This is a genomic window from Pseudomonas sp. PH1b (assembly GCF_000633395.1).
In the GTDB taxonomy this organism is placed as follows: domain Bacteria; phylum Pseudomonadota; class Gammaproteobacteria; order Pseudomonadales; family Pseudomonadaceae; genus Aquipseudomonas.
In genome coordinates this window covers 361,470-376,668 of sequence record NZ_AYMU01000020.1, presented here as the reverse complement: position 1 = coordinate 376,668, position 15,199 = coordinate 361,470, and the positions used below count along the sequence as shown (strand labels likewise).

Sequence of the window (15,199 nt, the reverse complement as noted above, 5' to 3'; positions counted from 1 at the left end):
TCAGACCGAGGGGGTCATGCAGGCTGCGTTCAGCAGGCCGACACCGACAGAGACCGACGCCACCAGGATCGCCGCGGCGTTTTCCTGGTTGGCAATACGCTGGGACAGGCCCTTGAGGGTCAGGCTGACGACAAAGAACGCCAGCAACTGCACCACCGCGGCGATACCGGCCCAGAGCAGGAAGTCGATGATCGAAATGGAATGGGCAATCGCGCTGGCCACCGGGATTGCAAAGCCCAGCAAGGCGCCGGACAGGGCAATGGCGGCGGCGCTGTTGCCCTGGCGGATCAGGGCGAATTCGTTATAGGGGGTCAGGCGCGTGTAGATGAACGCGTAGAGGGCAAACACCAGAGCCGCGCCCAGCATGTAGAGCATGAAACCGAGCACCGCATCAGCGGGCAGAGACATCTTCAGTGCATCCATGAACATCGCGTTCGAGCTTCCTTGAAAAAACGGGCGCGAGATATAACACAGGCCTGATTCGGCGAAAACTCCGAAACAGGCCTGGAACAAATCCCTCGAGGATCAACGACTCCGGCATGCCCGGCGTCGGTACAAGGGTGCCTTACTTGGCCACGCCCCAGATGCCGCTCAGGCTTTGCAGCAGCGAGCCGCCCACGCCCTGCTGACCGAGGTACTGCAGGATCACCGGCGCGAATTGGCCGATCATGCCGCTGTCCATGCCCAGGGCGCCGAAGGCGTTGTTCAGGTCATTGGTGTCCTTGACGTTGCCCAGGGCGCTGTCCAGGCCCTTGGTCTGCCCGGACGACTGGCCCAGCACGCCGCTCAGGGCACCCAGGCTGCCCAGGGCATTGCTGCCGGAGAGCTTGTCCAGGCCGGGCACGCTTTTGCTCAACTGGGAATAGTCGGAACTGCTCAACTGGTTCTTCGCCAGGCCGAGCATCGCGCCCGTACCGCCGATGGCTTGCTGGGGGGTGACATTCAGCTGCGAGCCCAGGCTGCCGAGCAGGCCGGCGGTCTGGGAGGTCGGGGCCGCGGCGGCAGCCTTGTCGCCGCCCTGCATCCCGGAAATGGCGTTGGCCGCATCGTTCAGGCTGAAACCGCCGGCCAGGGCCGAACCGGCTGCCAGGGTCATCAGGGTAGCCAGGGCGAAACCGCGTGGAATATTCATCGAAACAACCTCATGGGGCAGGAAACCATCCGTGTTCGGGTGGCTGGAAAACAGCCTTTTGACTGAATAGCCGGGCGAATGTTCCGAAAATGGCGCAGCGGCGCCCGCACCTTCTGGATTTTAGTCGAGAATCCCGCATCCACGGCCCGCCGCCCTGCGTATATCCAGCATCGACGACCGGCGCAGCGTGCATCGGCACCGGCCGTAGCATGAGGTAGCAAGCCGTGAATGGAACAACCGATCACCCTGGACTACCCTCTGGCTGCATCGGCCGCTGCCAATCGTGGTCCGTCCACCTGCCGCTCGCCTGGAGAATCGCCATTTCCGCACTCGACCCCGATCAGCTCAGGCACCTGCTGGCCCAGTGCTCACTGGGCGATCGCCGCGCCTTCGAAAGCCTGTACCGCAGCGTTGCCCCGCGCCTGAACGGCGTCGCCCTGCGCTTCATGGGCCGCCGGGACCTGGCCGAGGAAGTCCTGCAGGAAAGCTTCGTACGGATCTGGCACAACGCAGCGCGCTACCAGCCGCACCTGTCCGCGCCCCTGACCTGGATGATCAACATCACCCGCAACCAGGCCATCGACCAATTGCGCAAGCAGCGCGAGCGCCCCCTTGGCGAACTCGAAGCACAACAACTGGTGGATGAAGCCCCCTCGGCCCACGAGCTGCTGGACAGCGCCCGTGAAGCCCGAGCCCTGAACCACTGCCTGGAAAGCCTGGAGGGCATGCAACGCCAGTCGATCACCGTGGCCTACTTCCAGGGCCTGTCCTGTTCAGAGTTGGCCGACCACCTGGCGGCGCCCCTGGGCTCGGTCAAATCCTGGATTCGCCGGGGCATGGAACGCCTGCGCAGGTGCCTTGAATCATGAATTATCAAACCCCTGAACGACGCCGCGCCCTGGCCGCCGACTACGCCATCGGGCTGATGCAGGGCGCCGCGCGTCGGCGCTTCGAAGCACTGCTGCTGGACGACGCGGCCCTGCGTGAAGAACTGGCGCAGTGGCAGGAAAGCCTCGCCAGCCTGACCGAAGCCCTTCCCGAACAGCAAGTGCCGGAGCATGTGTGGCAGGGTATCCAGGCGCGCATCCAGCCCCAGGTCCTGCACCTGCCGCAGAAGAACCCGCTGTGGATGCGCCTGCGCCTGGCGATTGCCGCCTGCGCCGTGCTGGCGACCCTGTACATCGGTTTTATCCGGCAGGACGACCAGGTGCGCTATAGCGCCACCCTGCTCAGCGCCAGCCAGGAACCGGCCTTGCAGATCAAGGCCCATGCCCAGTACCTGCAAGTCGAACCCTTGACCCTGGCGGCCATCGGCCTGGACCGCAGCCTGGAACTCTGGGCGATCCCGGCCGACGGCAAACCGATTTCCCTTGGCGTGGTGCCCGTGGGAGGCAAGGGCCGGATCAACCTGACCCAGGCCCAGCGCGACCTGCTGGGCACACCGATTGCCCTGGCGGTTAGCCTCGAACCTCACGGCGGCTCGCCCACCGGGAAACCCACCGGCCCGGTGCTGTACCAGGGGCAATTGGCGGCGCTGTAACAGGCACCTGCTGGCGTAGGAGCGGGCTTGCCCGCGAACGCCCTCAAGGTAAACTCCGCGCCCAGGCCCCCACCCGCGCCCTTGCAGGCAGCCCCCTGCCGGCCATGGAAGACCCTGCGCCACCTGGCGCCATCACTCGAACGGACTCTTATGAAAGCTGCGCTCTACAGCGGCCTCCTGCTGGCCCTGGCAATCGTCGTCTTGCTCTGGCGAATCGGCACCCCGGTTGATAGCCGCCAATGCACTGATGCGGCCCCAGGCCCCTTGACCGACTTCATCCGCCAGCACTTCAGCGATCGCCAGGGAGCCGACTGGCGCGACGACGGCAGTGCCCTGGGCATTCTTGAAGTTCCCGAGGCCCAGGCATTCGCCCGCCAACCCGAGCTTTACTACTGCGAAGCCCTGAACCTGCTGCAGGACCCACAGCGAACCCAGACGGAAAAGGTGCACACCACGGCCTTGATGCTGTCCCTGCCCCTCGACTACTACCTGGACTTCATGGACCGCAGTCACCAGCTGTACCAGCGCGGGCTCATCGATCGATCTGTCATGAGCATGGTGCTTCTGCCAAGAAGCACGGCCCTGAATTACTGGTGGCTGCCCCAGTGGCGGTCGCGCTTCCAACGGGATGCGCCCGGCATTCTCAGCGATGACCACATGGAAGAGATCCTGAGTGGAGAGCACTGGTTCGATTACCCGGGCCGGGGTTACTGACCTGTCATCGCCGGCGCTCACTGCGTCCGGCCCTGGCCTGCTCCCTGAAACGCCAAAGGGCGACCCGTGGGTCGCCCTTTGCTCCTATTGCCGCAAACCTCAGGCAGCGCTGAACAGCTTGTGCGGGTCGATGACGAATTTCTTCGGCACGCCGGCATCGAACTCGCCATAGCCGCGCGGGGCGTCGTCGAGGCTGATGACTTCAACCCCCACCACGTCGGCAATGTTGATGCGGTCCCACATGATGGCCTGCATCAGTTGGCGGTTGTACTTCATCACCGGCGTCTGGCCGGTGTGGAAGCTGTGGGACTTGGCCCAGCCCAGGCCGAAACGGATGCTCAGGCTGCCCATCTTCGCTGCGGCGTCCACCGCACCCGGGTCTTCGGTGACGTACAGGCCGGGGATGCCGATCTTGCCCGCCACCCGCACCACGCCCATCAGGGAGTTGAGCACGGTGGCCGGGGCTTCGTGCTGGGCGCCGGCATGGCCGTGGCCCCGGGCTTCGAAGCCCACGGCGTCCACTGCGCAGTCCACTTCCGGCTCGCCGAGCAAATCGGCGATCTGCTCGTGCAGCGGGGTGTCCTTGGACAGGTCGGCAATCTCAAAGCCCTGGGCCTTGGCGTGGGCCAGGCGCACCGGGTTGACGTCACCGACGATCACCACCGCCGCCCCCAGCAGGCGCGCGGAAGCAGCGGCCGCCAGGCCCACTGGGCCGGCACCGGCCACATAAACGGTACTGCCCGGGCCGACACCGGCAGTCACAGCGCCGTGATAACCGGTGGGCAGGATGTCGGAGAGGCAGGTCAGGTCGCGGATCTTCTCCATGGCCTTGTCGCGGTTCGGCAGCTTCAGCAGGTTGAAGTCGGCGTAAGGCACCAGCACGTACTCGGCCTGGCCACCGGTCCAGTCACCCATGTCGACGTAGCCGTAGGCACCACCGGCGCGGGCCGGGTTGACGGTCAGGCAGACCCCGGTGTGTTGCTCCTTGCAGGAGCGGCAGCGCCCGCACGCCACGTTGAACGGCACCGAGACCAGATCGCCGATCTTCAGGTTCTCGACGTCACTGCCCTTCTCGATCACCTCGCCGGTGATTTCATGACCCAGGACCAGGCCGACCTGGGCGGTGGTACGACCACGGACCATGTGCTGGTCCGAACCGCAGATATTGGTGGAGACCACGCGCAGGATGACGCCGTGCTCGATCTTCCTGCCGCGCGGGTCCTGCATTTTTGGATAGTCGATTTTCCGTACTTCGACCTTGCCGCTGCCGAGATACACGACACCACGATTACCAGACATGCTTTCACCTCGCTGTTGTTGTTATGGAACCGCGTAACCCAAAGGGGGGAAACACGTGGATTGCTCGGGTACAGATGCTGTTTCGTTTTCACAACCGCTTTCATGCGAACAGGCGCAACGCCTGTAGGAGCGAGCTTGCTCGCGAAGGGCTGCGCAGCAGCCCCAAGAATCATCAGAGCACTACCGTGCGGTTGCCGTTCAAGAACACCCGCCGTTCGATGTGATAGCCCACCGCCCGGGCCAGGGTCAGGCCTTCGATATCCCGGCCCTTGGCGATCAGGTCTTCGGGGTAGTAGCTGTGGTCCACCACCTCCACGCCCTGGGCGATGATCGGCCCCTCGTCCAGGTCGTTATTGATGTAATGCGCCGTGGCTCCCACCAGCTTCACCCCCTTGTTGTAGGCCTGGTGATAAGGCTTGGCACCCTTGAAACCCGGCAGCAGGGAGTGGTGGATATTGATCGCCTTGCCGTCGAGCTTGCGGCACAGCTCCGGCGACAGCACCTGCATGTAGCGGGCAAGGATCACCAGTTCGGCGCCGGACTCCTCGATCACCTGCCACACCTGGCGCTCCTGGGACGGCTTGTCGTTGGGGTCGAGGGGGAAGTGGTGGTAGGGAATCTGGTGCCAGTCGGCCAGGGGCTTGAGGTCCGGGTGGTTGGACACCACCGCCACCACGTCCATGGGCAACTGGCCGATGCGCTGGCGGTAGAGCAGGTCGTTGAGGCAGTGGTCAGCCTTGGAGACCATGATCACTACCTTGGGCCGGTAGTTGGGCGCGGTCAGTTCGAAGTTCATCTCGAAGGCCTTGGCCCGCTGCGCCAGGCCCTGGCGAAAACCTTGCTCGTCGAGGCCGTCGGGCTGGCGGAACTCCACGCGGATGAAGAAGCGCCCCGAGAGCCGGTCATCGAAGGAATGGTGCTCGGTGACGTAGCAGCCCTGCTCGAACAGAAAGCGGGTCACCGCGTCCACCGTGCCGAGCACACTGGGGCAGTCGGCGGTGAGAATCCATGTGTCGGGGGCGCGGCTCATACGGGATAACTCCTGTTCGTTAAGGCAACCGCAGCGCGGTCGATTCGCTGTAGGAGCGAGCTTGCTCGCGAAGGACGGATGTCCCGGAAGACCACAGCGCCCTTGGATCTTTCGCGAGCAAGCTCGCTCCTACCGCTCACAGCCAAAGCCGGGCGTCAGGCCTGGACGCTGAGGCCGTATTCAGCGGCGGCGTCCTGCAGCCACATCCACCAGTAATCGGAAAAGCTGCGGCGTACCAGCAGTTCCCAGGTGTCTTCGCCGGTACGGCGGATCACCAACTGCGACTTGGCGAACACCGTGCCCACCGCCTTGCCCACCGGGAAGTTGTTGGGGTGCACGTCGTAGCTGGTGGACTTCATCAGCACCTGGCGCACGTTGGGCCCGGACAGTTCGAGAATCTGCTGGCCGCCGCTGACGTTGACGATCTGGATATGCAGCTCGCCCAGGGCGGCCCGCAGGTTCTGCTCGGCGGCGAACTCTTCGCCGCTGGGCACGATCAGCAGCCACTCATCCGGGCCCAGCCATTGCAGGCTGGTCTCGCCCTTGACCACTACGCTCAGGGCGCCTGGCAATTCGATGCCCAGGGCTTTGTGCACCCCGGTGGCGAAAGCCGGATCGTGGCCGTCGCCACGGATCGTCAGGTGGCCAAGGAGTTTTTTCTCGCGCAGGGTCACCCCGGCGTTCTTGCGGCCCTTGCCCACCAGGCTCGGCAGGTCGGCGTGGTGCAACGACGATTCGGCCTTGGCCCCGCTGGTGGGGCGCTGTGGGTAAACGTTGACTGCGGTCATAGAGCACCTGTGCTGAATTCTGTTGATAACGCCCTGTAGGAGCCGGCTTGCCGGCGAAGAGGCCCTTGAGCCTGGTGCCAGCCCTGAGGCCGCCTTCGCTGGCGAGCCAGCTCCTACACAAGCCGGTTCCTAGCCCTAAATGTTCTGGCGATCACCTTTGGGGTCAAAGAACACCGAGGAAACGATTTCCGCCTCGATCACCCGGCCATCGGCCAGGGGCGCGAAGACCCGCTCGCCCAGGCGCTTGAGGCCGCCCTTGACCACGCCCAGGGCAAAGGAATAACCCAGGGAGTTGTGGGCATAGCTGGAGGTCACGTGACCGACCATGCTCATGGGAATCGCCTGCTTGGGGTTGAACACCAGCTGCGCGCCTTCCGGCAGCCACTGGGTCGGGTCGATCGGCTTCAGGCCCACCAGTTGCTTGCGCTGCTCACGCACGCAGTCTTCGCGGTTCATGCCGCGCCAGCCGATCCACGAGAACGGCTTGGTGCGGCCCACGCACCAACCCATGTTCAGGTCGTCCGGGGTCATCGAGCCGTCGGTGTCCTGGCCGACGATGATGAAGCCCTTCTCGGCCCGCAGCACGTGCATGGTCTCGGTGCCGTAGGGGGTCAGGTTGTATTTCTTGCCAGCCTCGACGATCTGCTCCAGCACGCCCATGGCGTAGTCGGCCTGGACGTTGACCTCGTAGGACAGCTCGCCGGTGAACGAGATGCGGAACACCCGGGCCGGCACGCCGCCCACCAGGCCTTCCTTCCAGGTCATGAACGGGAAGCCGTCCTTGTCCAGGTCGATGTCGGTGACTTCGCTCAGCAGCTTGCGGCTGTTGGGCCCGGACAGGGTCATGGTGGCCCAGTGGTCGGTGACCGAGGTGAAGTACACCTTGAGGTCCGGCCATTCGGTCTGCTGGTAGATCTCCAGCCACTGCAGCACGCGAGCCGCGCCGCCGGTGGTGGTGGTCATCAGGAAGTGGTTGTCGGCCAGACAGGCGGTGACGCCATCGTCGAAGACCATGCCGTCTTCCTTGCACATCAGGCCGTAGCGGGCCTTGCCCACGTCGAGCTTGGTCCAGGCGTTGCTGTAGATGCGGTTGAGGAATTCCCGGGCGTCCGGGCCCTGGATGTCGATCTTGCCCAGGGTCGAGGCGTCCAGCAGGCCGACGCTGTCGCGCACCGCCTGGCATTCGCGCTTGACCGCGGCATGCAGGTCCTCGCCGTTTTTCGGGAAGTACCAGGGACGTTTCCACTGGCCGACGTCCTCGAACTCGGCGCCGTTCTTCAGGTGCCAGTGATGCAGCGCGGTAAAACGCACCGGCTCGAAGATGTGCCCGCAGTGCCGGCCGGCCACGGCGCCGAAGGTGATCGGCGTGTAGTTCGGACGGAACATGGTGGTGCCCATCTGCGGGATGCTGACGTTCAGCGAACGGGCGGCAATGGCCAGGCCGTTGACGTTGCCCAGCTTGCCCTGGTCGGTACCGAAGCCCAGGGCGGTATAGCGCTTGACGTGCTCCACCGACTCGAAGCCCTCGCGGGTCGCCAGTTCGATGGCGGCAGCGGTGACGTCGTTCTGCAGGTCAACGAATTGCTTCGGTGCCCGAGCGGTGCCTTTTTCGTGAGGCACCTGGAACAGCGCCAGGGTCGGCTCTTCAAGACGGGCCAGGGCCTTGGGCAGCACGCCCTCCACGGCCTGGAAACCGGCTTCGCTGGCCGCGCGCACGCCGCCTTCGAAACCATCCGCCAGGGCATCACCGAGGCTGTAGACACCATTGATGCCGCCCACGCACACGCGTTTCTGCGGTGCTTCACCGGGCACGAAACCGAGGATGTCTTCGCGCCACACCGGCTTGCCGCCCAGGTGCGAAGCCAGGTGCACCACCGGGCTGTAGCCGCCGGAGCTGGCGATCAGGTCGCAGTCGAGCCATTCGCCGGGGCTGGTGACCTTGTGCGCCTTGACGTCGATGGCCGCCACCCGCGCGCCGGTCACGTGCTTGCTGCCACGGGCCTCGATCACCGCGCTGGAGGTGAGGATGCGAATGCCCTTGGCCCGGGCTTCTTCCACCAGGGCGCCGCGGGGGTTGTGCCGCGCGTCGGCGATGGCCACCACCTGCAGGCTGGCGTCGAGCCAGTCCAGGGCCACACGGTAGGCGTGGTCGTTGTTGGTGGACAGCAGCAGTTTCTTGCCCGGGGCCACGCCGTAACGACGCACGTAGGTGGAGACGGCGCCGGCCAGCATGTTGCCCGGCACATCGTTGTTGCCATAGACCAGCGGCCGCTCATGGGCGCCGGTGGCCAGCACCACGCGCTTGGCCCGCACCCGGTGAATACGCTGGCGCACCTGGCCAATCGGCGCACGGTCACCGAGGTGATCGGTAAGGCGCTGATGAATGGTCAGGAAGTTGTGGTCGTGATAGCCGTTGACCGTGGCCCGCGGCAGCAGCAACACGTCCGGCAGGGACTGCAGCTCGGCAACCACGCTGGCTACCCACTCCGAGGCCGGTTTGCCGTCCAGGCTTTCGCGGCTGTCCAGCAAGCTGCCGCCGAATTCTTCCTGCTCATCGGCGAGGATCACCCGGGCGCCACTGCGGGCGGCGGCCAGGGCGGCGGCGAGGCCGGCGGGGCCACCACCGACGATCAGCACATCGCAGTGCTGGTTCATGTTGTCGTAGGTGTCCGGATCGTTCTCGGTGGGCGAACGGCCCAGGCCTGCGGCCTTGCGGATGTACTTCTCGTAGGTCATCCAGAACGATTGCGGGTACATGAAGGTTTTGTAGTAGAAGCCCGGCGGCATCAGCTTGCCGCCGACCTTGCCGAGGATCCCCATCATGTCGTTGTTGACGCTGGGCCAGCCGTTGGTGCTGGTGGCTACCAGGCCCTGGTACAGCGCCTGCTGGGTGGCGCGCACGTTGGGAATCTGGGTGGCTTCGGTGGCACCGATCTGCAGCACCGCATTGGGCTCTTCACAACCGGCGGCGAAGATGCCTCGGGGCCGGGAGTACTTGAAGCTGCGGCCGATGATGTCCACGCCGTTGGCGAGCAGGGCCGAGGCCAGGGTGTCGCCCTCGAAGCCCTTGTAGCTCTGGCCGTTGAAGGTGAAGGTCAGGACCTTGTTGCGGTCGATGCGTCCGCCGTTGGACAGGCGATTGGTCTGGCTCATACCTTCTCTCCAGCAGCCTTGGCGGTGAATTGCGGCTTGCTGCCGATCTTGTAGGTTTCAAGGATTTCGTAGGTGACGGTGTCGCGGGTGGCGTTGAAGTACTGGCGGCAACCGGCAGCGTGGATCCACAACTCGTGATGCAGGCCACGGGGGTTGTCGCGGAAGAACATGTAGTCGCCCCACTCCTCGTCGGTGCAGGCGTTAGGGTCCAGGGGCCGTGGAATGTGAGCCTGGCCGGACGAGTGGAATTCCTCTTCGGAGCGCAGTTCGCCGCAGTGAGGACAGAAGATATGCAACATAGGGTTTTGTCCTTTTAGTGGGCGACCGCAGCAGCGCCGTGTTCATCGATCAGCGCACCGTTGTGGAAACGGTCGATGGAGAAAGGTGCGGCCAATGGGTGCATCTCGCCCTTGGCCAGGCTCGCGGCAAACACGTTGCCCGAGCCCGGAGTGGCCTTGAAGCCGCCGGTGCCCCAGCCGCAGTTGAAGAACATGTTCGGCACCGGGGTCTTGGAGATGATCGGGCAGGCGTCCGGGCTGGTGTCGACGATGCCGCCCCATTGGCGGTTCATGCGCACCCGGGACAGGATCGGGAACATCTCGACGATGGCCTGGATGGTGTGCTCGATCACCGGGTAGGAACCACGCTGGCCGTAGCCAACCCAGCCGTCGATGCCGGCGCCGATCACCAGGTCGCCCTTGTCGGACTGGCTAATGTAGCCGTGCACCGCGTTGGACATGATCACGCTGTCGATGATCGGCTTGATCGGCTCCGACACCAGTGCTTGCAGCGGGTGGGATTCGATCGGCAGGCGGAAGCCCGCGAGCTTGGCCATGTGCCCGGAGTTGCCGGCGGTGACCACCCCGACGCGTTTGGCGCCGATAAAGCCCTTGTTGGTCTCGACGCCGATGCACACGCCATTTTCCTTGCGAAAGCCAATGACTTCGGTCTGCTGGATCAGGTCCACGCCCAGGGCGTCGGCGGCCCGGGCAAAGCCCCAGGCCACGGCGTCGTGACGGGCCACGCCGCCGCGGCGTTGCACCGTGGCGCCGAGCACCGGGTAGCGGGTGTTCTTCGAGCAGTCCAGGTAGGGGATCTCGTCCGCCACCTGCTGGGTGTTGAGCAACTCGCCGTCGATGCCGTTGAGGCGGTTGGCGCTGACCCGGCGCTCGGAATCACGGATGTCCTGCAGGGTGTGGCACAGGTTGTAGACCCCGCGCTGGGAGAACATCACGTTGTAGTTGAGGTCCTGGGACAGGCCTTCCCAGAGTTTCATGGCGTGCTCGTAGAGCTGCGCCGACTCGTCCCACAGGTAGTTGGAGCGCACGATGGTGGTGTTGCGCGCGGTGTTGCCACCACCCAGCCAGCCCTTCTCCACCACCGCTACGTTGGTGATGCCGTGTTCCTTGGCCAGGTAGTAGGCGGTGGCCAGGCCATGCCCGCCGCCGCCGACGATGACCACGTCATAGACTTTTTTCGGGGTCGGCGTGCGCCACATGCGCTGCCAGTTTTCATGGTGGCTGAGAGAGTGCTTGAAGAGGCCGAAGCCCGAATAGCGTTGCATAGTCATTGCTCCAGTTGCGGCTCTCAGCGGTAAACCGGGAAATCAGCACACAGGGCCGCCACCTGGCGAGCGACATTGGCCTCGACGTCGGCATCGCCGAGGTGATCGAGGATGTCGCAGATCCAGCCCGCCAGCTCGGTGCACTGGGTGACCTTGAATCCGCGGGTGGTGACCGCCGGGGTGCCGATGCGCAGGCCGGACGTGACGAACGGCGACTGCGGATCGTTGGGCACGGCGTTCTTGTTCACAGTGATATGGGCGCGGCCCAGGGCAGCATCGGCATCCTTGCCGGTCAGGCCCTGGCGAATCAGGCTGACCAGGAACAGGTGGTTGTCGGTGCCGCCGGACACTACATCGTAGCCGCGTTTGATAAACACGCCGGCCATGGCCTGGGCGTTGTCGATCACTTGCTGCTGATAGGCCTTGAAGCCCGGCTCCGACGCTTCCTTGAAGCACACCGCCTTGGCCGCAATCACGTGCATCAGCGGGCCGCCCTGGGCGCCGGGGAATACCGCGGCGTTGAGTTTCTTCTCGATCTCTTCGTTGGCCTTGGCCAGGATCAGCCCGCCACGAGGGCCGCGCAGGGTCTTGTGGGTGGTGGTGGTGACCACGTCGGCATAGGGCAGCGGGTTGGGGTACAGACCGGCGGCCACCAGCCCGGCAACGTGGGCCATGTCGACGAACAGCAGCGCCCCGACCTTGTCGGCGATCTGCCGGAAGCGCGGGAAATCCAGGGTCTTGGAGTAGGCCGAGAAGCCGGCGACGATCATCTTCGGCTTATGTTCCACGGCCAGGCGCTCGACTTCGTCGTAGTCGATCAGCCCGGTACGGCTATCGATGCCGTACTGCACGGCGTTGTACAGCTTGCCCGAGGACGACACCTTGGCCCCGTGGGTCAGGTGGCCGCCGTGGGCCAGGCTCATGCCGAGGATGGTGTCGCCAGCCTGCAGCAGGGCCAGGTACACCTCGCTGTTGGCCGAAGAGCCGGAGTGCGGCTGGACGTTGGCGTAATCGGCGCCGAACAGCTGCTTGGCGCGCTCGATGGCCAGGGCCTCGACCTTGTCCACATGCTCGCAGCCGCCGTAGTAGCGCTTGCCCGGATAGCCCTCGGCGTACTTGTTGGTCAGCCCGCTGCCTTGCGCCTGCATCACCCGCTTGCTGGTGTAGTTTTCCGACGCGATCAGCTCGATGTGATCTTCCTGGCGTTGTTCCTCGGCATTGATCGCCGCCAGCAGTGCATCGTCGTAACCCTGGATCTGGTCTTGCTTGCTGAACATCACGTCTCTCCCAGCGGCGGCGCTGCGCCTTTCGTCTCGGTGAGGCGAGCCTTACAGCTGCGCCCTTTGGATGCGATGGTATGACCGGGACGGCGAACTCAAATGCCTATGGACGCCACGCAAAGGTGCGTTTACGACATGCCCTGGCGCCCACGGATAGATGCCCGCCTGCGCCACCCGCCAACGGCTCTGGATCGGGCCTGTCCCTCCCCCGCACCGCAACGCCCCTCCCCCGTAGGAGCTGGCTTGCCAGCGAAGAGGCCCTCAAGCCAGGCGCAAACCCGACTGCCGCCTTCGCCGGCAAGCCGGCTCCTACAAAAGCGGCCACCACCTCCCCCGTAGGAGCTGGCTTGCCAGCGAAGAGGCCCTAAAGCCAGGCGCAAACCCGACGAACGCCTTCGCCGGCAAGCCGGCTCCTACAAAAGCGGCCACCACCTCCCCCGTAGGAGCTGGCTTGCCAGCGAAGAGGCCCTAACGCCGAGCGCAAACCCGACGGCAGCCTTCGCCGGCAAGCCGGCTCCTACAAAAGCGCCCCCCCGTAGGAGCTGGCTTGCCAGCGAAGAGGCCCTAACGCCGAGCGCAAACCCGACCGACGCCTTCGCCGGCAAGCCGGCTCCTACAAAAGCGGCCACCACCTCCCCCGTAGGAGCTGGCTTGCCAGCGAAGAGGCCCTAAAGCCGAGCGCAAACCCGACCGACGCCTTCGCCGGCAAGCCGGCTCCTACAGGGATGTGCGCAGGGCCAACAGCAGGAGAAAGTGCGCCGGGTACAGCAGGTAGGCCCAGCGGCGCATCGCCGGGAACAGGCGGCCGTGCAAGGTTTGCAGCAGCAACAGCCCCAGCAACGGCGCCAGCAGACAGGCGGCAATACCATAAGTCGCCACTGGGTTGCCCAGGCGCGCCACCGGGAACAAGGTCTGCCATTGATTGGCCGCCAGGCACAACGCCCCAGGCAGCAGGCTGAAATACCAGGGCCGACGCAGCACCAGCACCAGGGCCAGCGGCAGCAGCACCCCGAAGGCGCCGAACATCAGCCGCTCACTGAAAACCACCGCCAGCAGCAAGGCCAGCAGGCCAAGCCCCAGGTCCAGGCCCTGGCGTCGCTGCCAGCCCCGGGCCACCAGCAGCCCCAGGGCCAAGGTGGGCAGGACATTCAAGGTGTCGGGGTCTGGAATGAACAGGCGATAGGGAATCTCGCTCAGCAGGCTGAACAGCAACAACCAGCCCAGGTAACGCCATTGTCCCGGTCGGTTGTCGGTTTCAACCCTGGCCCGGGTCAGATTCACCGCCATGGCCAGGCAGAACCAGGGAAACGCTAGGCGCCCGGGTACGTACAGCCAGTCCAGGCTCAGGCCCACATATCGCAGGTGATCGAGGACCATGCTCAGCAGCGCCAGCCATTTCAGCGCATCCAGTGCCCCGTCGCGCCGGGCAGTATCGGGTTTCAGCATCGCGTCACGCATAAATCCTTATAGGCCATGCATTATTCCGGCATAAACAGAGCGTGTGCTGGGCCATTATTCTTGGTTAAAGTGCGCACCATCATCGACCACGGAGCCGGCCATGACCGACAAGAGCCAACAATTCGCCAGCGACAACTACTCCGGCATCTGCCCCGAAGCCTGGGCAGCCATGGAGCAGGCCAATCACGGCCACGAGCGCGCTTACGGCGACGACCAGTGGACCGCTCGCGCCTCGGATCATTTCCGCAAACTCTTCGAAACCGACTGTGAAGTGTTCTTCGCCTTCAACGGCACCGCCGCCAACTCCCTGGCGCTGTCGTCGCTGTGCCAGAGTTACCACAGCGTGATCTGCTCGGAAACCGCCCACGTCGAGACCGACGAATGCGGCGCCCCGGAATTTTTCTCCAACGGCTCCAAGTTGCTGATCGCCGGCACCCATAACGGCAAGCTGACCCCGGAATCGATCCGCGAGGTGGCCCTCAAGCGCCAGGACATCCACTACCCCAAGCCGCGGGTGGTGACCCTGACCCAGGCCACCGAAGTGGGCAGCGTCTACACCCCGGAAGAAGTTCGCGCCATCAGCGCCACCTGCAAGGAACTGGGGCTGAACCTGCACATGGACGGCGCACGCTTCTCCAACGCCTGCGCCTTCCTCGGCTGCACCCCGGCGGAGCTGACCTGGAAGGCCGGGGTCGACGTGCTGTGCTTTGGCGGCACGAAAAACGGCATGGCGGTGGGCGAGGCGATCCTGTTCTTCAACCACAAACTGGCGGAAGACTTCGACTACCGCTGCAAGCAGGCCGGCCAGCTGGCCTCGAAAATGCGCTTTCTCTCGGCGCCCTGGGTCGGCTTGCTGGAAAACGACGCCTGGCTCAAGTACGCGCGCCACGCCAACCACTGCGCACAGTTGCTGGCCCAACTGGTGGAAGACATTCCCGGCGTTGAGCTGATGTTCCCGGTGCAGGCCAACGGCGTGTTCCTGCAGCTTTCGGAACCGGCGATTGCCGCGCTGACGGCCAAGGGCTGGCGCTTCTATACCTTCATCGGCAAGGGTGGCGCGCGCTTCATGTGTTCCTGGGACACCGAGGAAGAACGGGTGCGGGAGCTGGCGGCGGATATCCGCACGGTGATGAGCGCCTGACCCGCAAGCCAGGCGTCGATCCTTGCGACGCCTTCGCCGGCAAGCCGGCTCCTACAAAGGCCGCGCCAGCTCCTCTCCCGTAGGAGCTGGCTTGCCAGCG

General features: G+C 64.8%; 14 protein-coding genes. 4 read left to right on the top strand and 10 right to left on the bottom strand.

Annotation, left to right across the window (positions count from 1 at the left end):
- Both U873_RS0126885 and U873_RS0126880 read right to left on the bottom strand, forming a co-directional pair.
- A complete protein-coding gene (locus tag U873_RS0126885; RefSeq protein WP_025131197.1) occupies positions 1–429 on the bottom strand; it encodes a DUF350 domain-containing protein in 429 nt (142 codons plus the stop codon).
- Positions 430–565: 136 nt separating this feature from the next.
- Positions 566–1,132 (bottom strand): DUF2780 domain-containing protein, encoded by a 567-nt coding sequence (locus U873_RS0126880; RefSeq protein ID WP_025131196.1) that lies wholly within the window; start codon positions 1,130–1,132, stop codon positions 566–568.
- A 224-nt stretch (positions 1,133–1,356) separates the two neighbouring features.
- On the opposite strand from U873_RS0126880, the gene U873_RS0126875 reads away from it, so the two are divergent.
- From U873_RS0126875 to U873_RS0126865, 3 genes are all read left to right on the top strand, one after another.
- A complete protein-coding gene (locus U873_RS0126875; RefSeq protein ID WP_025131195.1) occupies positions 1,357–2,001 on the top strand; it encodes a sigma-70 family RNA polymerase sigma factor in 645 nt (214 codons plus the stop codon).
- On the top strand, positions 1,998–2,672 hold the full coding sequence (locus U873_RS0126870) for an anti-sigma factor domain-containing protein (RefSeq protein ID WP_025131194.1): 675 nt from the start codon (positions 1,998–2,000) through the stop codon (positions 2,670–2,672). The genes U873_RS0126875 and U873_RS0126870 overlap by 4 nt, the downstream gene beginning before the upstream one ends.
- 150 nt (positions 2,673–2,822) lie before the next feature.
- Positions 2,823–3,386 (top strand): hypothetical protein, encoded by a 564-nt coding sequence (locus U873_RS0126865; RefSeq protein WP_025131193.1) that lies wholly within the window; start codon positions 2,823–2,825, stop codon positions 3,384–3,386.
- A 99-nt stretch (positions 3,387–3,485) separates the two neighbouring features.
- On the opposite strand, the gene fdhA is transcribed toward U873_RS0126865, so the two are convergent.
- The 8 genes from fdhA to U873_RS0126825 all read right to left on the bottom strand — a co-directional run bounded on the left by fdhA (position 3,486) and on the right by U873_RS0126825 (position 13,958).
- Positions 3,486–4,685: a formaldehyde dehydrogenase, glutathione-independent gene (fdhA, locus tag U873_RS0126860; protein WP_015637296.1), complete on the bottom strand. Its 1,200-nt coding sequence runs from the start codon at positions 4,683–4,685 to the stop codon at positions 3,486–3,488.
- A 172-nt stretch (positions 4,686–4,857) separates the two neighbouring features.
- Complete coding sequence (purU, locus tag U873_RS0126855; RefSeq protein WP_025131192.1) at positions 4,858–5,715, bottom strand: formyltetrahydrofolate deformylase; 858 nt, start codon at positions 5,713–5,715, stop codon at positions 4,858–4,860.
- A 155-nt stretch (positions 5,716–5,870) separates the two neighbouring features.
- Positions 5,871–6,503 carry a sarcosine oxidase subunit gamma gene (locus U873_RS0126850; RefSeq protein WP_025131191.1) on the bottom strand — a complete coding sequence of 211 codons (633 nt, stop codon included), beginning with the start codon at positions 6,501–6,503 and terminating at the stop codon, positions 5,871–5,873.
- Positions 6,504–6,638: 135 nt separating this feature from the next.
- Complete coding sequence (locus U873_RS0126845) at positions 6,639–9,656, bottom strand: sarcosine oxidase subunit alpha (protein WP_025131190.1); 3,018 nt, start codon at positions 9,654–9,656, stop codon at positions 6,639–6,641.
- Positions 9,653–9,955: a sarcosine oxidase subunit delta gene (locus tag U873_RS0126840; RefSeq protein WP_025131189.1), complete on the bottom strand. Its 303-nt coding sequence runs from the start codon at positions 9,953–9,955 to the stop codon at positions 9,653–9,655. The genes U873_RS0126845 and U873_RS0126840 overlap by 4 nt, the downstream gene beginning before the upstream one ends.
- A gap of 14 nt (positions 9,956–9,969) precedes the next feature.
- Positions 9,970–11,220 (bottom strand): sarcosine oxidase subunit beta family protein, encoded by a 1,251-nt coding sequence (locus U873_RS0126835; protein WP_025131188.1) that lies wholly within the window; start codon positions 11,218–11,220, stop codon positions 9,970–9,972.
- A 23-nt stretch (positions 11,221–11,243) separates the two neighbouring features.
- Positions 11,244–12,497: a serine hydroxymethyltransferase gene (locus U873_RS0126830; protein WP_025131187.1), complete on the bottom strand. Its 1,254-nt coding sequence runs from the start codon at positions 12,495–12,497 to the stop codon at positions 11,244–11,246.
- A 720-nt stretch (positions 12,498–13,217) separates the two neighbouring features.
- Positions 13,218–13,958 (bottom strand): TraX family protein, encoded by a 741-nt coding sequence (locus U873_RS0126825; RefSeq protein WP_025131186.1) that lies wholly within the window; start codon positions 13,956–13,958, stop codon positions 13,218–13,220.
- A 100-nt stretch (positions 13,959–14,058) separates the two neighbouring features.
- On the opposite strand from U873_RS0126825, the gene U873_RS0126820 reads away from it, so the two are divergent.
- Positions 14,059–15,099 carry a low specificity L-threonine aldolase gene (locus U873_RS0126820; protein WP_025131185.1) on the top strand — a complete coding sequence of 347 codons (1,041 nt, stop codon included), beginning with the start codon at positions 14,059–14,061 and terminating at the stop codon, positions 15,097–15,099.
- Positions 15,100–15,199 lie beyond the last annotated feature (100 nt).